General features: G+C 39.0%; 18 protein-coding genes and 2 other annotated features. All 18 genes read right to left on the bottom strand.

The genetic code is table 11. The features are described 5' to 3' along the window. Positions 1-702: 702 nt before the first annotated feature. Positions 703-1,860, bottom strand: a complete 1,158-nt coding sequence (locus H541_RS0100475) for an ROK family transcriptional regulator (RefSeq protein ID WP_022795393.1) — start codon at positions 1,858-1,860, stop codon at positions 703-705. A gap of 353 nt (positions 1,861-2,213) precedes the next feature. After that, on the bottom strand, positions 2,214-3,032 hold the full coding sequence (locus tag H541_RS0100480) for an ABC transporter permease family protein (RefSeq protein WP_022795394.1): 819 nt from the start codon (positions 3,030-3,032) through the stop codon (positions 2,214-2,216). After that, positions 3,019-3,978, bottom strand: coding sequence for an ABC transporter ATP-binding protein (locus H541_RS11105; protein ID WP_022795395.1), 960 nt, complete (start codon positions 3,976-3,978; stop codon positions 3,019-3,021). The genes H541_RS0100480 and H541_RS11105 overlap by 14 nt, the downstream gene beginning before the upstream one ends. Positions 3,979-4,209: 231 nt before the next feature. After that, positions 4,210-5,370 (bottom strand): amidohydrolase, encoded by a 1,161-nt coding sequence (locus H541_RS0100490; RefSeq protein ID WP_240470877.1) that lies wholly within the window; start codon positions 5,368-5,370, stop codon positions 4,210-4,212. Positions 5,371-5,458: 88 nt separating this feature from the next. Next, the gene (locus tag H541_RS0100495) at positions 5,459-6,607 is read right to left on the bottom strand and encodes a 5-methyltetrahydropteroyltriglutamate--homocysteine S-methyltransferase (protein ID WP_022795396.1); all 1,149 of its coding nucleotides are present in this window, start codon (positions 6,605-6,607) and stop codon (positions 5,459-5,461) included. Positions 6,608-6,698: 91 nt separating this feature from the next. After that, positions 6,699-6,926: a binding site (T-box leader), on the bottom strand. 119 nt (positions 6,927-7,045) lie between these two features. After that, the gene (locus H541_RS0100500) at positions 7,046-7,651 is read right to left on the bottom strand and encodes a 5-formyltetrahydrofolate cyclo-ligase (protein ID WP_022795397.1); all 606 of its coding nucleotides are present in this window, start codon (positions 7,649-7,651) and stop codon (positions 7,046-7,048) included. Beyond that, positions 7,638-9,308, bottom strand: a complete 1,671-nt coding sequence (locus H541_RS0100505) for a formate--tetrahydrofolate ligase (RefSeq protein WP_026501496.1) — start codon at positions 9,306-9,308, stop codon at positions 7,638-7,640. Before H541_RS0100505 ends, H541_RS0100500 begins: the two co-directional genes overlap by 14 nt. A 286-nt stretch (positions 9,309-9,594) precedes the next feature. Continuing rightward, a complete protein-coding gene (locus H541_RS0100510) occupies positions 9,595-10,788 on the bottom strand; it encodes an acetate kinase (protein WP_022795399.1) in 1,194 nt (397 codons plus the stop codon). A 32-nt stretch (positions 10,789-10,820) separates the two neighbouring features. After that, positions 10,821-11,819, bottom strand: a complete 999-nt coding sequence (locus H541_RS0100515; RefSeq protein ID WP_022795400.1) for a class I SAM-dependent methyltransferase — start codon at positions 11,817-11,819, stop codon at positions 10,821-10,823. 146 nt (positions 11,820-11,965) lie between these two features. After that, positions 11,966-12,250 (bottom strand): 50S ribosomal protein L27, encoded by a 285-nt coding sequence (gene rpmA / locus H541_RS0100520; RefSeq protein ID WP_022795401.1) that lies wholly within the window; start codon positions 12,248-12,250, stop codon positions 11,966-11,968. Positions 12,251-12,309: 59 nt separating this feature from the next. Further along, entirely contained in the window at positions 12,310-12,645 is a 336-nt protein-coding gene (locus H541_RS0100525; RefSeq protein ID WP_022795402.1) for a ribosomal-processing cysteine protease Prp, read from the bottom strand. 10 nt (positions 12,646-12,655) lie between these two features. Continuing rightward, positions 12,656-12,964 (bottom strand): 50S ribosomal protein L21, encoded by a 309-nt coding sequence (gene rplU, locus H541_RS0100530; protein WP_022795403.1) that lies wholly within the window; start codon positions 12,962-12,964, stop codon positions 12,656-12,658. Positions 12,965-12,981: 17 nt separating this feature from the next. Continuing rightward, positions 12,982-13,108 (bottom strand) — a sequence feature (ribosomal protein L21 leader region). A 56-nt stretch (positions 13,109-13,164) separates the two neighbouring features. Then, a complete protein-coding gene (gene mreD / locus H541_RS0100535) occupies positions 13,165-13,695 on the bottom strand; it encodes a rod shape-determining protein MreD (protein WP_022795404.1) in 531 nt (176 codons plus the stop codon). Further along, on the bottom strand, positions 13,695-14,546 hold the full coding sequence (gene mreC / locus H541_RS0100540) for a rod shape-determining protein MreC (protein WP_022795405.1): 852 nt from the start codon (positions 14,544-14,546) through the stop codon (positions 13,695-13,697). Before mreC ends, mreD begins: the two co-directional genes overlap by 1 nt. Position 14,547: 1 nt before the next feature. Beyond that, complete coding sequence (mreB, locus tag H541_RS0100545; RefSeq protein WP_022795406.1) at positions 14,548-15,582, bottom strand: rod shape-determining protein; 1,035 nt, start codon at positions 15,580-15,582, stop codon at positions 14,548-14,550. A gap of 198 nt (positions 15,583-15,780) precedes the next feature. After that, positions 15,781-15,981 carry a cold-shock protein gene (locus H541_RS0100550; protein WP_026501497.1) on the bottom strand — a complete coding sequence of 67 codons (201 nt, stop codon included), beginning with the start codon at positions 15,979-15,981 and terminating at the stop codon, positions 15,781-15,783. Positions 15,982-16,261: 280 nt separating this feature from the next. After that, positions 16,262-16,951 carry a RadC family protein gene (gene radC, locus H541_RS0100555; protein ID WP_022795407.1) on the bottom strand — a complete coding sequence of 230 codons (690 nt, stop codon included), beginning with the start codon at positions 16,949-16,951 and terminating at the stop codon, positions 16,262-16,264. Between the two features lie 201 nt (positions 16,952-17,152). Next, a complete protein-coding gene (locus H541_RS0100560; protein ID WP_022795408.1) occupies positions 17,153-18,457 on the bottom strand; it encodes a bifunctional folylpolyglutamate synthase/dihydrofolate synthase in 1,305 nt (434 codons plus the stop codon).

Below are 18,457 nucleotides of genomic sequence, written 5' to 3' on the forward strand. Positions count from 1 at the left end.
TGCGGCAACTGGTACGATGTATTTTTCTAGCCATTGAATAAAACCATTCATCCTGATGACCTCCTAAAAAGTAGTTGTAGTACTCACCAACTGTGGTAAATACAAATTGTGATAATGACTGACCGTATTAATTGCGATAGAACTGATACAGTAGTTGTAAATGGTAAACGATAGATAAACGATATAAGAGCCAACTAATATCATAGTTCCACAAAGATTTTTAAATCTACTGCTATTTTTAAATCTACTGATAACAATTAACTAACAAGCAACTAATAAGCAACTAATAAGCAACTAATAAGCAATTAACAAGTAATTAGCAAGTAATTAGCAAGTAATTAGCAAGTAATTAGCAAGTAATTAGCAAGTAATTAACAATTGATTACTAATTCATCAAAAATAGAAGTACTAAATTTGTTGAGCCACCTCCAGTTTCTTTGTAAAACCATGATCACCAACTGACCATCACCTTAACACACTTAATTAGTTTAACGAATTACGTTAATTTAATATTCTTAACTAATCAACTAGACTTAATTAATTTAATTAATTAACTAACACAATTGTAAGGAATACGCTTACAATTGTCAATCGTTTTTCACTATTATCACGACAATATTTTAGCATCATAGAAGCTCACATGGATACCCTATAATTCTAACAAATACGGCTTAAAGGCTGACATGTCGGAACATGCTTCTGTCAAAAGAGGTCTTTCAACACTATTGCTGCTGCCCCTAAAACTGTCGCCTTCTCCTTTAACTGAGATAATACAATGTGGTTTTCTAACCGGCTTTTTTCCGTCAATGCTCTCTCAGAAATAACCTTTCTAATCTCTGGCATCAAGAACTCTTGACTATTCATCACGCCTCCTCCCAATAAAATCTGATCGGGATTAATGATATGAATCAAATTAACGATTCCAATTCCAATCATTCGACCAACACTTGCTAGAGCCTTTATCGCTAATGGATCACGATCTAATGCGGCTTGGTAGACCTTCTCTGGCGTAATATCAGGCTCACTCCAGCCCATTTTTATGACCTGCCTCACAATAGCATCCCCAGTGATCAACGTCTCCCAACAGCCATAATTACCACAACTGCATTTTATACCTTGATAATCGACCACCATGTGGCCAACTTCACCAGCAATATCTTGCGCTCCATGCCGCAATCGACCATTAATAATGATTCCTGAACCGACACCTCTCCCGATACTGATTCCAATCAAAGTCTTAGCATCATCAAAATTGCCAAACCAATACTCACCAAAAGTCATTGCTCTTGAGTTATTTTCAACTATAACGGGATAAGGAAATAGTTCCTCTAAAAAAGCTTTGATAGGCAGGTGACGAAATCCAGTACTTGACGCATATAGAGCTTCACCAGAAGCAATACGGACTACACCATGCATTGCGACACCAATCCCTAGTACCTTATCCTGGCGCTCTGACAAATCATCTAATACCCATTTAATCACTCGACTCAGTTCAACCAAATAGTCATTTTGTGAGATTCCTTTTGAAACAGCTTGATGACGGTGATATAAAACATCGCCAACCAAATTAGTCGCAACAACCCGAATACTATTGGATCCCGCATCGACACCAATTACAAAATGACCATCCCGTTTGAGGAGTAATAAAGTAGGCTTCCTACCGCCCTTTGACTTCCCTAAAACACTCTCTTCAACTAAGTCTTCTTTGATCAATTCTTTTACAATAGCACTTACTGTAGGAGCTGTAATCCCCGTTTCTTTTGAGATCTGTGCCCTAGAAATAGGTTCGGCTAACCTGATTTTATTTAAAATTGATGTCTTATTAACAGACTTCATAAGTTGGAACGTTCCTCGTAACATATCACACCTCCTAACTTTAAATTTTCCCTTCACTCTATTTTACTTTATTTAATTAAATTAATTAAATTCTTTTGAAAATAATGTTAGCGTTTCAAAAACTTTTATCTTGACCATTTACTATCATTTTTATTATCAGCATTATCATAAACCTATCATCAGCATCTTTTAACACCCATTAGCAGCCATTAGCATCTATTAGCAGTCGCCAGTAGTCATCAGTAGTTATCCTGATTTACACATTATATATTATTAGTTATATACTATGTATCGTAATACTAAAAAATAAAATATTCGGACAACTATAAAAAGATCTGGGACAAGAATAATGTCCCAGATCTTTTTACAGTTATTTTCTATTTCAAAACGCGTTCATAGGTATATTTTCCCATGCTCTTTTGCAAAACAACTAGTGAGAGAGTTAGTAACACGATTCCTATGACCCCAAATATCCACTGATTAACCAAGAACAAGCCACTAAATTGGCTCAGTAATACCATAATAATCGGTAGAACAAAGAAAACAGATTTTTGTTGAGCCTCCTCAATCGATTTCGATTTAACAGATGTTTTAACAATCAAAACGATTGTCAGTAATGACAAAGCGGGAACAAGTAATATTAAAACGAAGAGCCATGTCAAATTAGGAAGAGCTGAATTCTGTCCAAGAAAGCCAAGAACGATATTAACTACCACGATCATCACTATAAAACCACCATAGGTAACAGATAAACTCATGACTACTGCTGCATAAACTTTTGCTTGGAAAATCTGTTTGATGGTCAATGGCGTATAACACAATGTTTCTAAAGTATGCTTTTGTCTTTCACCCACAAAGGAACTTGCCGCCATCACTGAGGATGCCATAATAGGAATTAATAAAAAGAACAAGGGAAGCATCATGTTAAATAACAAATTAAACACTGACAACCGTTCATCAGCTTCTCGCATACTTTCAGGGATAACCGCTAAAATCTGCGTAAAATCACTGGTATCGATTGGTATCATAAAAGTGATCAAGACCATTCCAATTGGAAACACGACGGTAAACAGGAGAGGAACAAGGAGTAATGTCAAAAAATACTGTTTATTTTTTACTACTGCATTAATATCTTTACGAATCAGAGGTAACTGACTTTTCGTTAAAAACCGTGGAATCAACTCATTTTGCGACATATTGTTTGCTCCTCCCAGCCTCTACTTCAGACACTTTGCCTGTCACCTTTTTTTGGGTTACTAGTGCAAAGTAAATTTCTTCTAAAGATAATTGACGAGATGACACTTCAAAAATATCTGCCCCTTTTGTCACTAATTTTGACACAATTGTGGGGATTTCATACTCATCTAAAACATCTACTTGGTAACGATTTGGTCCAAGTACTTTACAAGGAATCCAATCTGGTGGAAGACTGCTTTTGAGTTCTAGCTTAGCACCATTAAAAACAAGTGCTCTTAAGTCGTCAAGACTGCCAGTAGCTAGCAGTTGGCCATCATCGATCAGGCCATACTCAGTACATATTTCCTGCGCATAGCGCAATTGGTGGGTACATAAAAATATGGTTGTGCCTGAATCTTTAGCTAACTGTTGGATTAACTCATTAACTCCCTTAGCACTTTCGGGATCCAGTCCGCTCGTTGGTTCATCTAAAAATAAGATTGATGGGCGGTTAATCAAAGCCCTAGCCAAAGATAATCGCTGTCTCATCCCTGTTGAAAACGTTCCCAAAAGTTGCTTCTTCGCCGGAGCTAAGTCGAGCAACTCTAATAACTCCTCAGCTCGCTTTACCGCTTCTTTCTTGCTTGCACCATATAGTTGTCCATAGAATACAAGATTATCCTTGGCAGATAAATCATCATACATCGCAGCGTGTTCTGTCAAAACACCAGAGATTGCGTGTATCTGACTCGGAAAAGCGACTGGATCATAGCCATGAATCAAAATAGAACCACTATCCGGTTTAAGGATACCATTCAATAATTTGACTGTTGTCGTTTTTCCTGCACCATTTGGCCCAAGAAAGCCAAAAACAGTCCCCTGTTCAACCCTAAGATTTAAACCGTCTACTGCTTTTTTTCCATTATCAAATATTTTTGTCACACCTTCAGCTTGTATCACCAACATACTGTTGACACCCCTAACCATTAATTAACGATAGATCTCAGTTAGAATCACTTGCTAAAACTCGAACTAGTTAGTTTGAGTGATAATTGAAAATACGCAAGAACGATCCACTTGGGAGTATTATACCGTAAACTGTTGACACCCGATCACCTATTTAACTCATCATCTAACAATGTAAGCTTTTATAACCTTTTAGAGCGATACTTTTAGGGCGATATCAGAAGCTAATAGCTAATTAAAATGCCTTAGTAATCTCAAACTAGTATTCACATAATACGCAATAGCATAGGGAAAGGCTGCATCATTAACTGTAAACTCTGGATTATGCCATTCAAAGGGTGTTCCTGTTCCAATGAAGACAAAAAAACCTGGAATGAGATGAACATAATTTGCAAAATCTTCTCCGCCAAGCGTCAAGCCAGTCTCCTGATACTTTGCAAAATCACTCACTACATCCTTGACTATAACGCCTAAGTCAGTATCGTTATACAGCGCCGGTGTGCCAGGAATCCATTCTATTTCAAAAGACTGTCCATATAGTGCTGTTGTATGCGAGATTGTATCCGCAAATAATTGCTTTACTTTTTGTCTAACTGTTTCATCAAAAGTCCTGATTGTCCCTTCAAAAAAAACATCACTAGGGATCACATTCCACGTATTACCACCTTGGATATGCGTCACACTTAAGACAGCAGAATCTGTCGGAGCAATATAACGACTGATGATAGCTTGAGCATTTGCGACAATCTGACTTGCAGTCACGATTGGATCTTTCCCATTTTGAGGTGCTGCTGCATGTGTCCCAGTTCCAATGATTCGAACGGCAAATTGATCAACAGCAGCCATCAATGCTTCGTTTTTAAAGCCAATCGTTCCTACCGGGAGATCTGGTTTATTGTGAAATCCGATAATAGCAGCAACGTCCTTTAATGTACCTGCTTTTATAAGCTCACGAGCCCCATGATTTGTTTCTTCAGCCGGTTGAAAGACAAAACGAATCCTTCCCTTTAGGTTGTCCTCATGCTTCTTTAATACCTCTGCAGCTGCAAGTAATGAACTTGTATGGAAATCGTGCCCACAAGCATGCATCACGCCTAGTGTTTCGGAAGCATAAAGTAAGTCAGTAGCTTCAACAATCGGTAAAGCATCCATATCAGCTCTTAGTGCAATCGTTGGACCTTTGTTACTATCCCCTATATCAGCAACGACACCTGTCACTAATGGAAGATCTAGCGGGGTAATTCCTAACTCTAACAATTTTTTGGTGATCAGTTTTGTAGTCTCAAATTCCTGACCAGACAACTCAGGGTGAGCGTGAATATAATGCCTTGTTTTGATGGCCTTAGTCACCACATCCTGCTTAATAGCGATTTTATCTGTCATTTCAGCCATTTTTTACCTCCTCTTCCATTCCAGTTAAATGAACAATCATTTCATATGTATTGGGATCTTCTACCATCCTATTACCATTTATCACCTACTAGTCGCCCCAAACTTCTTCAGCAATAGATTTGATAAATGCAATTTTAGTCCATTGTTGCTCTTCTGTTAAGACATTGCCTTCTTCAGTCGAGGCAAAACCACATTGTGGGCTCAATGCTAGACGATCTAAGTCGATAAATTGAGCTGCTTCGTGAATACGGTCGATGATAACCGCACGATCTTCTAACTGTCCGGATTTTGAGGTGATTAATCCGAGCACAACTAGTTTATCCTCTGAAACTAATTTTAAGGGCTCAAATCCTCCTGAACGATCAGAATCATATTCTAGGTAATAGGCATCGACATTTTCATAGTTGAACAACGGATCAGCGACAAAATCATAAGAACCACTAAATGCCCATTTGGAATGATAATTACCGCGACAGACATGTGTGTTAATGATGAGATCATCCGGAAGACCTGTGATAACTCGGTTATTGATATCTACAAAAACATGCTTTAACGCTTCACGAGCTCCAAGCTCAGTCTGTCCCTCCAATAAAGGAATGCCATCTGGAGGCTCTGCCACTAGTAAGCCCCACGTGCAATCATCAAACTGAATAGTTCGAGCACCCGCATCATAAAAGTCTTTGATGACTGTTTGATAGGCTTGAACAATAGCATCTACCAAAGACTCATTGGTGTCATAGAATTTTCTAGCATCAGCCAATTCTTCACCAATGGTTAAAGCAATCAACAATTGGGCTGGAGCAGGAATCGTTTGCTTGACTTGTGTGCCTTCACTCACGTGATCTCTTACAAACTTAAAATCTTCCACAAAAGGATGATTTTCGCCACTTATTTTTCCAGTGACCGTTACTGTACCAGCACGAGTTTCTTCCCCTACAAATTGGTACCCATGATCTGGAACTTTGAAACTAATCCCATTCAATCCCCAAAAGAAATCTAAATGCCACCAACTTCTTCGAAACTCACCATCTGTGATAGCTTTGAGACCCGCTTTTTCTTGTTTTCTGATAAGATCAATGATTTCCTCATCCTCAATCTTTCTAAGCTCATCATGAGTAATTTCTTTCTTTATAAACTGCTCCCGAGCTTGTTTCAACCGCTCTGGTCGCAAGAAACTTCCTACGATATCATAGCGAAAAGGTGAAATGGTCCGTTTTTGAATTGTTTTGGTTGTCATAACTATTTTCCTCCTAATGATTTTCTGATAGCTACTATTACTGTTATTCCCGACAAAAAGAAAAGCGCCCTTCACAGCAGTCTAAATACTGTAAAGGGACGCAAAAATACGTGTTACCACCCTAATTTATAATAGTCTCACGACTATTACCTCGACGGTTTCCGATAAAACCCGGCAATTAACGATTGCTCCCGATGAAAAGGCACTAACCCTTTCATAGCTCAGAGTTCATCTTCACTGATAACATTAGTCCCCGTTCCCACTCTACCGGGTTCTCTTCCCAAACGTTATCAGTTACTCTTCTCCTCAACGCTATTTTCCTATATGTATTGTTCTTCAAAAATGAAGTTGTGAAAATCATAAAGGTTACGTTCTCATTTGTCAACACTTATTCTCATGTTACTATCATTAAGTTTTAATCATTTGCCTGATGACACGTCACAGATTGGTCCTATTATAGACGATTCCTGACTCAGTCACCACTATATCAACAGCTTGATCATACTCCCCTAATGGAATATCTTCACGAAGTAATGGAGAAAAAATCGGTAAAACAGTAACAGCTTTAACTTGATTACTTCTTAAGAAATGATCATAGAACCCCCCACCATATCCGAGACGCTCCCCCTTAAGATTACTTGTCACACAAGGAACAATAATCAAATCTAACTGAGCAGGTTCGATTATAGGCGATTCTCTCTGGGGTTCCAACAAGCCAAAGGAACTTTTAGTCAAGGCATCGTAATTCTGAAACTGATGGATCACGAGTTGGTGCTTTCCACTAACTCTAGGGACACCAACTCGTTTCTGCTCTGAGACTGATCGATTGATCAACTCTCTTGTATCGAATTCGTCTCCTACTCCGATATAGGTAAAGAGACATTGGCAACTAGTGAATTCAGCCATAGCCAAGATAGTTTCTGTGATGGCTTTCGTCGCCACGTCACGATAGTTTCTATCCAGGGAGCGTCTTTCTTGTAATATCTCATTTCTAAGCTTTTTCTTAGCGACCAGTAACTGTTGCTCATCTTTAAGATAAACCAATGATCTCACCCGACTCAGTGATGTCCATTCTCTCTGCTGCAGGTACTTTCGGAAGGCCAGGCATCGTCATGATACGCCCAGTAATTGCTACGATGAAACCTGCTCCAGCGGATACTTTCACATCACGAACTGTGATCGAAAAATCTCTAGGCGCTCCCAATAGTTTTGGGTTATCCGAGAACGAATACTGTGTTTTAGCAATACAGACCGGCATTTTATCTAACCATAATTTCTCTAAGGTTCGAATCTCTTTTTTGGCTTCTGCCGTAAAAGTAACCTCCTTAGCTCGATAAATCTCTTTTGCAACGATCTCGATTTTTTCCGTGATTAGCAAATTATCATCATAGAGAGGATGATAATCTGCAGATTTAGTGTCACAGATATCAACAACAGCCTTCGCTAAATCGATAGCCCCATCCCCGCCTATAACAAATTCTTCTGCCAAAATAGCTTTGACACCTAGCTTGGCACAACTTTCCGTCAACCATTTGATTTCTTCAAGCGTATCCGATGGGAAACGGTTAATAGCTACTACCACCGGAACACCATATTTTGCAATGTTCTCTAAATGTTGTTTAAGATTCGCAAAGCCTTCTGAAAGAGCTGATAGGTCTTCCTTGCCTAATTCTTTGATAGCTTTACCACCATGCATTTTAAGTGCTCTGATTGTGGCTACCACTACGACTGCGTCAGGAGCTAAGTCAGCCAAACGACACTTGATATCAAAGAACTTTTCAGCCCCCAAATCTGCACCGAAACCAGCTTCGGTAACGGTGTAATCAGCTAATTTAAGAGCTACCTTGGTAGCCATAACAGAGTTACAACCGTGAGCAATATTAGCGAATGGTCCACCATGGATCAGAGCTGGTGTATTTTCAACGGTTTGCACTAAGTTTGGTTTGATAGCATCTTTTAAGAGTAACGTCATCGCCCTCGTTGCCTTTAAATCAGCTGCTGTAACCTCCTGATGAGACTTGGTATAAGCTACGACTATTTTCCCAAGACGTTCCTTCAAGTCGTTTAAAGACGTCGCAAGACACAATATAGCCATAATCTCAGAAGCAACAGTGATATCAAAGCCAGTTTCTCTAACCACTCCATCAGATTTTTTACCGAGCCCGATTACAATATTACGAAGCGCACGATCGTTCATATCGATCACCCGTTTCCATACTACTCTCTTTGGATCGATATCGAGTTCATTCCCTTGTTGTAAGTGATTATCTAACATGGCTGCTAGTAAATTATGAGCTGACGTGATGGCATGAAAATCACCAGTAAAATGCAAATTAATATCATCCATAGGAACAACCTGAGCATATCCACCACCAGCTGCCCCACCTTTTATTCCAAAACATGGTCCCAAAGACGGTTCACGTAATGCTGATATGGCTGTTTTACCAATTTTATTTAACCCCATCGATAACCCGACATTGGTCGTTGTCTTGCCCTCACCAGCTGGTGTTGGGCTAATAGCAGTGACCAAGACTAACTTGCCATTCTCTTGGTTTTTCAAACGATTTAAAATATCTAATGAGACTTTTGCTTTATAGTGACCATATAGCTCTAACTCGTCATCCAAAATTCCTAATTGATCAGCAATCTCGTTAATTGGTTTCATCTTAGCTTCTTGGGCAATTTGAACATCTGTTTTCATATCCACTAATATATCGCTCCATTCATCTGTAACCTGTATTGATAGTGCACCATCACCAAACTATGACGTAAAGCGAACATTTACTAACAAAAAAACTTTTTAATACGCCATTAACACCCATTCTATCATGTTATCTTCTAAAAATGGAGATAATGTTCTTTTTTATTTCAAGAAATAAAAAAAAGAAGCTAAAACTAGCTTCCCTACATCTTATGATCCTATGACTACAAGAACTCAAACTAAATAGTCCCTATAGTTTTAAAAGTCTCAACGTAATTCATTCGATTTATTTTTTCAAGCGTTCTACATCACGAGCAATCATTAATTCTTCGTTTGTTGGGATGTTATACACAGCAATTTTAGAATCGTCAGAAGAAATTAACGCTTCATGACGAACATTATTCCGTTCATCATCAATCTCACATCCAAAGAATGTAATTCCTTCAATGACATCATGACGCACTACAACAGAGTTCTCCCCAATACCAGCTGTAAAGACGATAGCATCTACGCCATTCATGACAGCTATATACTGAGCTATATATTTTTGAACGCGGTCAATAAAGATTTCATAAGCAACTTGGGCGCGATGGTTACCCTGTTTGGCTGCATTTTGAACATCTCGCATGTCGCTAGAGACACCAGAAAGTCCTAATAAGCCTGATTTGTTATTTAGTATATCAACAAAATCATTAATATCATTGATGCCCGTTTTGTTCATCAAAAAACCAACTAACGAAGCATCTATATCACCAGAACGACTCCCCATTGTGAGTCCACCGAGGGGTGTAAAGCCCATAGATGTATCCACGGATTTTCCACCATTGACAGCTGTGATTGACGCACCATTCCCTAAATGACAGGTAATAATTTTTAATTCCTCAATGGGTTTACCCATTAATTTAGCACAACGGTCAGCAACATAACGATGGCTCGTGCCATGAGCACCATAACGGCGTCCTTTGTATTTTTCATAGTATTCATAAGGCACTGAATATAAATACGCTTTTTCTGGCATTGTTGTGTGGAATGACGTATCAAATACAGCAACACTAGTGATGTCAGGCAAGATTTTTTTAAATGCTCTGATACCGACAGCTTCAGGTTTATTATGTAATGGTGCAAATTCAGCCAAGTCTTCCACTTTTTGGATATCTTCTTCTGTATCCATTCTTGCGGAATCCTTAAACGTTTCGCCACCTGCGACTACGCGGTGTCCGACACCAGTAATTTCGTCGAAGTTCTTGATGATTCCTAATGCAGTTAATTGTTCAAGTAAAATCTCAACAGCCTCTTCGTGGTTCTTGATTGGCTTTTCTAACTTGAATTTTTCATCGTCCCCATATTCGATTGTCACATTAGCAACTGGTAAACCGATCCGTTCGATTAACCCTTTCGCAATGACTGTTTCCTCAGGCATAATGAATAACTGAAACTTCAAACTTGAACTCCCAGCATTGATAGCAATTGTTTTTGACATGTCTTTCGCTCCTCTGTTAAATTCTAGAATAACTATATCATATTTTGATGCCATTGTTTAAACTTAGCTAAAAAGTGAAGCAGTTTATCCGAATTCTTCACATCTGGTATTTCACCAATCAGTACAGGATCTGCTTGCTTTGCCTTCTCACCACGTTTTTGAACGATCAAAATGCTTTTTTGTTGATGACTATCCTTAAAAAACGAGACTGGTAGTGTCAGAATTGCTTGGATATGAGCCTCTTTGTTAAGAAAAGCAATCATATTTTTGGTGTTCTCATCATTCAAGATGTGTGTCGGTAATAGAAATAACCCAAATCCATCTTCTTTCAACCACTTCAAACTTTGTTCAACCATGAGCTCATGGGTATAACTTTTTTCCTCCGACCGCTTTAATTGGTAATGTTCAGCGACTTGATCAATCGGATAATAGCCAATTGGCAAGTCAGACACAACAAAATCGACGGGATCAATTAGCAGGTTTTGCAAACTGTCTTGATGATGTAGCTTGACTGGTTGCCCTGTCAATTCAACCATGTTCTCAGCCAAAGCCACCAACAGATCATCATTTTCGACACCATCTGCTACTACTTGATGGGTTTGTTCAAGATATTCTGTCACAGTCACTAATAGATTCCCACCACCAACAGCAAGGTCTAACAAATGAATCGATGGTTGATCTGCGACAAGCTCTTTGACTAATAAAGCAGCAATCAAAGAAACTGCTTCTGGTGTCATCATATGATTTGCTTGAATATGATCTTCTTTGCAGGCATGAAAATAGGCTAACTGAATAGCTAAACGCCAATCTTGCGGCGTTTTTAAATAATCACTAATACTTTGATAGCCTTCGTTTAATTTCTCTACACTTTGCGGACTTGGTAACCCATCAACAATTTGAGCCTTCTTACCATGGGCAAGGTTCTGTAATGTTTCAACGAGTGCCTCAACTTCAGATGAGCCTAATTCCTCTTTTAAAAGATCGATGTTTTCTTGTAGAATACGGTAGCCAGTTAAATGTGCTTTAGTCATTTTTTCCCACCTTTCGAACTAAGATACTATAAAATAGTCTCCTTATAAGTTATATTCAGAAATAACTAAAGATTATTCTGAAAGAAAAATCTTTCAAATAAAAAAGGCTGGAACCAAGTTCCAACCTTCCTCTGTTTTTAAGGTGATTATTTAGCCGTAGGGTATACAGAAACTTGTTTCTTGTCGCGACCCTTACGTTCAAATTTAACGACACCATCTACTTTTGCGAATAAAGTATCGTCGCCACCTTTACCAACGTTAACGCCTGGATGGATTTGAGTTCCTCTTTGACGGAACAAGATTGATCCACCTGAAACGTATTCTCCATCAGCTTGTTTAGCGCCCAAACGACGACCGATAGAATCACGGCCATTGGCAGTAGAACCGCCACCTTTTTTATGAGCGAAAAATTGTAAGTTCAATTTTAACATCGTGTGCACCTCCCAGTGCTTTTTTAAATCATGCCCCCTAAAGAGCAACAACAATCTAGTCAATCCAACACGCTAATATAGGCTTGATATTCTTCGGAAATACTCACTAATCCTAGGTAAAGATGCTGCATTAAGATTTGACAAACGTCTAATTGCTTCTTGGACAATGTGTTGCTATCAGGTAAACGAACCTTTAAATAGCCACCATCATCAGCTGCACTTTCAACCTGAGGAACAACCTTACCGATGCTTTCCAACGAGTTGACCGTTGATAGTGTCAGAGCCGAAACAGCAGCACAAACGATATCACTACCATACTCTGAAAAATCAGCATGTCCTTTACAAGTAAATCCTAAAAATAACCCATCTTCTCTAACAAAATGACAAGTAATCATTTGCTATAGATTAAGCGTTGATGGCGTCGATCATCACTCTTGTATATGGTTGACGATGACCTTGTTTACGGTGTGTGTCTTTACGACGTTTATATTTAAACGTCACAACTTTCTTTTGACGTCCTTGTTTTTCAACGGTACCTTCTACTGTTGCGCCTGTTACGAATGGTGTTCCCACCTTAACAGAATCGCCACTTAGTAAAATAACTTCGTCGAATGATACTTTTGTACCTTCTTCAGCATCAAGCTTTTCAATGTAGATTGGTTGTCCAACTTCTACTTTTACTTGCTTGCCACCAGTTTTAATTATCGCGTACATCTGTGCACCTCCTGTTTGATTAGACTCAGACTCGCCAAATAATAGTGATGTTACTCAACCGATCCTCTTCAAAAGAATGCCTTTTGACAACGATAGATTGGTAATCATGCTTAGAAACTAATAATTGAGCGGTTGTAGCTGTGGTGCTACACAATTACAACATACGAATTTTACCAAAAAGACCCACTACCGTCAAGCCTTTATGCTCGGTAGTGGATCCAATTATTGATAAATTTCAATGGATTATAGATAAAGAAAAATAAAACGGTATTAAATAAGAGAGTTGGCCACATTCGTTGGACCATAAATTGGATCCAAGTCATGGATGTCATCCCATTAAATTGATAAAACAGATACACAGCTCCGTCCGCTACCGCCATTCCCAAGATAACAATGAGGGTTGCAAACAAAACATTTTGAGAGAAGAATGGCGAAATCAGTCGCGTTAAATACGCTACTACCATAAAGACACAGAGGTAAACACCGTAGTATCCAATGAAATAGGAATCATACAAAAAGCCAATTATCCCTGCATAGATCACCACGGGTTCATCAGTGGCATAAAAGCTAAACAGGGTCACTGTCATTAACAATAAGTGTGGCACGATCACATAATTTTGAGTCGATAAAAGAACCTGTAAGGTCGAGGCAAGAACACCATCTAAAAGCATCATCAAAATCATTAGTGGGAATAACCAGTAGCCACGCTTATAGTGGAGTCTCGCTAACATTACTCAGATTCCTCACTTTCACTCGAACGTTTGACCAAAGTCACATATCGAATATCATTCGTATCGGCTGATTGCTTGATGGTTACTTCTTTGAAGAGACCATATTGATCCATCTTGACAGATTCAATTGACCCAATCAATAAGGACCTTGGTGAAATACCACCTAAACCTGAGGTAACGACTTGATCCCCCTCTTTGATATCCGCATCTTGATCAATCTGTGTCATGATCAATTGTTGATTATGACTTGGATCGTTTGAGATCGTTCCGTAAACAACTTTATCATCCGATTGAATCATTGCTGCAATACGAGTATTTGCTGTATCAGAACTAGTCAACAACGTAATTTTAGAGGTTGTCAGATTGACTTCTGTCACTCGACCTATCAAGCCATTGCCACTCATTACTGACATATCCATCTCAACACCGTTTTGAGAACCTTTATTAATAATAACTTGTTCCAACCATGAATCTGGATTTCTACCAATAACACTAGCGTTGATCAATGAATAGTCGTTCAACCCATCGACGACGTCTAATTGGTCCTTCATCTTTTCATTGTCTTTTTTAAGATCAGCAACTTGGGCCTCTAACTCATATGTCGTTTCTATTTTACGTTTTAGAGATTGATTTTCTTCATAAGTATTCGTCAATGCATTGACAGAGTCTACAAAGTCCCTTAATAAGTTCCCTGGGGTACTTAATGCACGTGCGGGGAGTGCCAATACATCATTGATTCCCTTAGTGACGACTGTCGGCGCATACCGACTTGAAACGGTATATAGTGTCACTATACCGATAACACCAACTAAGAGGCCAATTAATTTTTTATTCGAGAAAAAATGGTTCACGCTAGTCCCTCATTTGTTTACTGTTTTTAAAACTCTTTTTCAATATTCTTCCATCATTCAATATCTTGCCTGTTCCTATTGCGACACAAGCCATCGGACTATTGGCAATAAAGACAGGTACCTTGGTCGCTTGAGCAACCACATCGGCGATATTATGAAGCAATGCTCCTCCACCCGTCAGCACTATACCATGCTCTATCACATCACTAGTGATCTCCGGAGGGGTTTCTTCTAAGATTGTCTTAACTGCAGAAATGATCCGATCGATTGGTTCTGCTAATACCCGTGCTAACAAGACTGGATCAACTGTAATATTTTTAGGTAGGCCAGTCACCAAATCCCGACCACAAACTGTCATGGGCTGGTACTTCTTAGCAAACCGTTCACTTGCTGATCCGATAGCAATCTTCAATGATTCGGCTGTCCTCTCGCCAATCAACACTTGGTGTTCATCTTTTACTACTTGTTCGATAGCTTGATTCATCAAATTGCCACCAATACGAAGTGTCGTCGATTTGACGATGCCATTCAATGATATAGTGGCAACATCAGTTGTGCCGCCACCGATATCGACTACCATACTACCTGTTGGGTCACTAACTGGTAGCCCGGCTCCAACAGCAGCAGCAAAAGGCTCTTCTACTACATAGGCCTCTCTTGCCCCAGCTAGCCGTGCCGCATCTCTGACTGCTTTTTGTTCGACTGGAGTTACACCACTTGGAACACAGATCATGACGTCAGGCTTGATAAAATGCTTAACTTCAGCAGCTCTCATAAAATAACTCAACATAGCAGCAGTCATCTCAAAATCAGCTATTACACCGTCATTCAATGGCCGCACGATTGTAATGCTTTTTGGTGTTCTACCAATCATGTCATAAGCTTCTCGACCAATGGCCAGAATAGCCCCAGACCCGCTATGTCTTGCGACTACAGAAGGTTCGTGACAGACGATTCTCTTACCCTCAACATAAACGATCGTATTGGCAGTTCCTAAATCGATTCCAACTTTTGCTGGACTAATTGCTAATGCCATTTAAATGTCTCCTTTAAAAATCCACCGTCTAATACCTTGATTTAGTATACCAAAATATTAAATTGAATGCTTTCGTTTCCACAACTTTAATGTAACTTTATGACTTATACAAATAAGAATCACTAAAAAGGATAAAAAAAAACCAAAGGACTGCGTTTGGCAGTCCCTTTGGTCGGTTTGTTCATTGATAAATTTGAATTAGATTTTGGTTACGTTAGCGGCTTGAGGGCCACGTGCGCCTTCTTCAACTTCAAATTCAACAGATTGGCCTTCTTCTAAAGTTTTGAAGCCATCAGAGTTGATAGCTGAGAAATGTACGAATACATCGTCTCCACCTTCGCGTTCGATAAATCCAAAACCTTTTTCTGAATTAAACCATTTTACTGTTCCTTGTTCCATGAACGAATGTCCTCCTCGTGTCTTTTGACACATTATATTCATATTCTTGATTGGTAAATAATTTTGATATTACTCAGCATTGATTTCCTAACAAAAACACTACCATTATATTAGCATCAAATGATGTTCATTGCAACCTTTTAAAAGAAATTTTGCTTGCTTCTCATGGCTATCTCACTGAAATCCGACGATTTATTACGATAATGTTTAGCACATAAGCCACTAGCTCTCTGACTCATTTAATGTGAGTGATATATGTATTAGAAAGTTAACTTTTTTGTTATAAATACCCTTCTTGCTTAAATGATATGAAATCATGGTCCGCGACAATCACATGGTCCAACACCTCGATACCAATTAATTGCCCTGCTTCGACTAATCGATTTGTAAAGTCTAGATCTGCCTTAGACGGTGTCGTTTGCCCACTCGGATGATTATGCGCCACCATAATTCTAGCTGCAGATTCTTTGACAGCTTCCCGAAAAATCTCTCTTGGATGAGCGACCGAATTGTTTAAAGAGCCAGCGAAGATCGTCTTTTGCATAATGACATTATTCTTAGTGTTAAGGTAAAGTGCTATCAACTTTTCTTGGTGTTCATCTGCCAATTCCTGTACAAACAACCGACCAGCATCTGTGACTGAACGAATTGTTTGCCCACGAATTGGATCTGCATTCACTAACCGTTGACCAAGCTCAAAAGCTGCCTTCAATTCGACCGCTTTTACCTCTCCAATTCCCTTTATCTGCTGTAGCTCAGTTAAAGAAGCCCGCCGCAAGCGTGTTAGATCCTTAAATTCATGCAGGATGTGTAAGGCTAATCCCATCACTGAATACTCTTTTGAACCTGTCCGTAACAAAATGGCTAATAACTCATGTGTGGCTAGTGCATCTGCACCTTGATGTAATAAACGTTCCCTTGGTTGTTCATTTAATGGGAACTCCTCTTTTGTAGAAATAGAAACGACCATTTGACATAAAAACCCCCTTCACTCATCAAAAGACGAGAAAAGAGGGCTACTATGATTTATTAGCTTTTTGTCTTTTTTCTTTGTTGCTGCAGACTAGGCAGATAATCCAAAGTCTCCAGATAATCCAGATGATCCAGATGATCCAGATGATTCAGATGAAAAGATCCTATCAGTTGGCGAAGATAATCTAATGAGTCATTACTAGATTGTTGGACCAACTAATGCTAATCGGACTTCCGATATAAAATAGATAGATCCAAAACAAATCAATTGCGTGTCAGTTTCTCTATACTTAGATAAAACAGCTTTAATCGATGGATAGAAAGTCACATTATTTGGCTGCAACCACTTCGTAACCAGATATTTAGTCAAACTATGGGAATCATCAAAGCTCGTCAAAGCAATCGGATATTCTGGATACTTTTGGCGTAGAAAATCTAGCATTTCCGCATAGTTTTTTCGCGTTAGTGCACTAAAGACCAAGACAATCGATTTACTCTTAAAAGCTGGGTTTTGTGTGACCGTCAACATTAAATGAGCAACTGCTGCCACATTATGAGCAGAATCAATATAAGTAACGGGATAAGTTGACACCTTTTCAAATCTGCCTGGCCATGATGTATGCATCAATATTTCGGGTAATCTTTTTTCTAATACATGATGGTGTTTTTTAGCCATCAAATACTCAAAGCATGCTAGGGCTAATGCCAGATTATCAACTTGATAGCGTCCAATCAAAGGGCAGGTCAAATGATAATGACTATTAGCTTGTGCATTGATAAAATCAAAACTGGTAAGTCCGCTGTCTACGTCAGTCACATTTTTAACTTTGAACTCTCTATCCAAAAGATAAACCGGTGCATTGTAAGCTTGAGCCGTCATTTCTACCGTATACAAAGCATCTTCTGGCATACGACCCACATAAACAGGCTTTCGGCTTTTAATAATACCAGCCTTTTGCATAGCAATCTCATCAATCGTATTGCCTAACATTTTTTGGTGATCTAGGCCTACTGTCGTAATAATCGTTACATCAGGATCAATCACATTTGTGGAATCTCTAAGCCCACCAATACCTACTTCTAATATAGCGACGTCTGGCCTCATCTCAGTGAGAAACACAAAATTCATCACGGTCAACCACTCGAAAAAGCCTAAATTATCTAGATCATTTGGAAAACACTCTGCAATCATCCGATAGGTTTTTTCATAAAGAGTGACAAAATCACTTTCTGTGATCTGTTCATCGTTATATTTGAGTCGCTCGGTTACCGAATACAGATGGGGAGAGGTAAATAACCCAACCGAAAAACCATGATCAAGGAGCAAGCGGTCTAAAAAAGCACTCGTAGACCCTTTCCCATTTGTTCCCGCAATATGAACAAATGACACTTCTTGCAATTCTTTGAGAAGAGGCTTTGTGATCCTCTGCATCCGCTCAAATTTTTGCTGACCACTTTTAGCAGCATACAACTTCTCAACTATAGTGTTGAAACTCTGACTCAA

Source organism: Bavariicoccus seileri WCC 4188, assembly GCF_000421665.1.
Lineage (GTDB): Bacteria > Bacillota > Bacilli > Lactobacillales > Aerococcaceae > Bavariicoccus > Bavariicoccus seileri.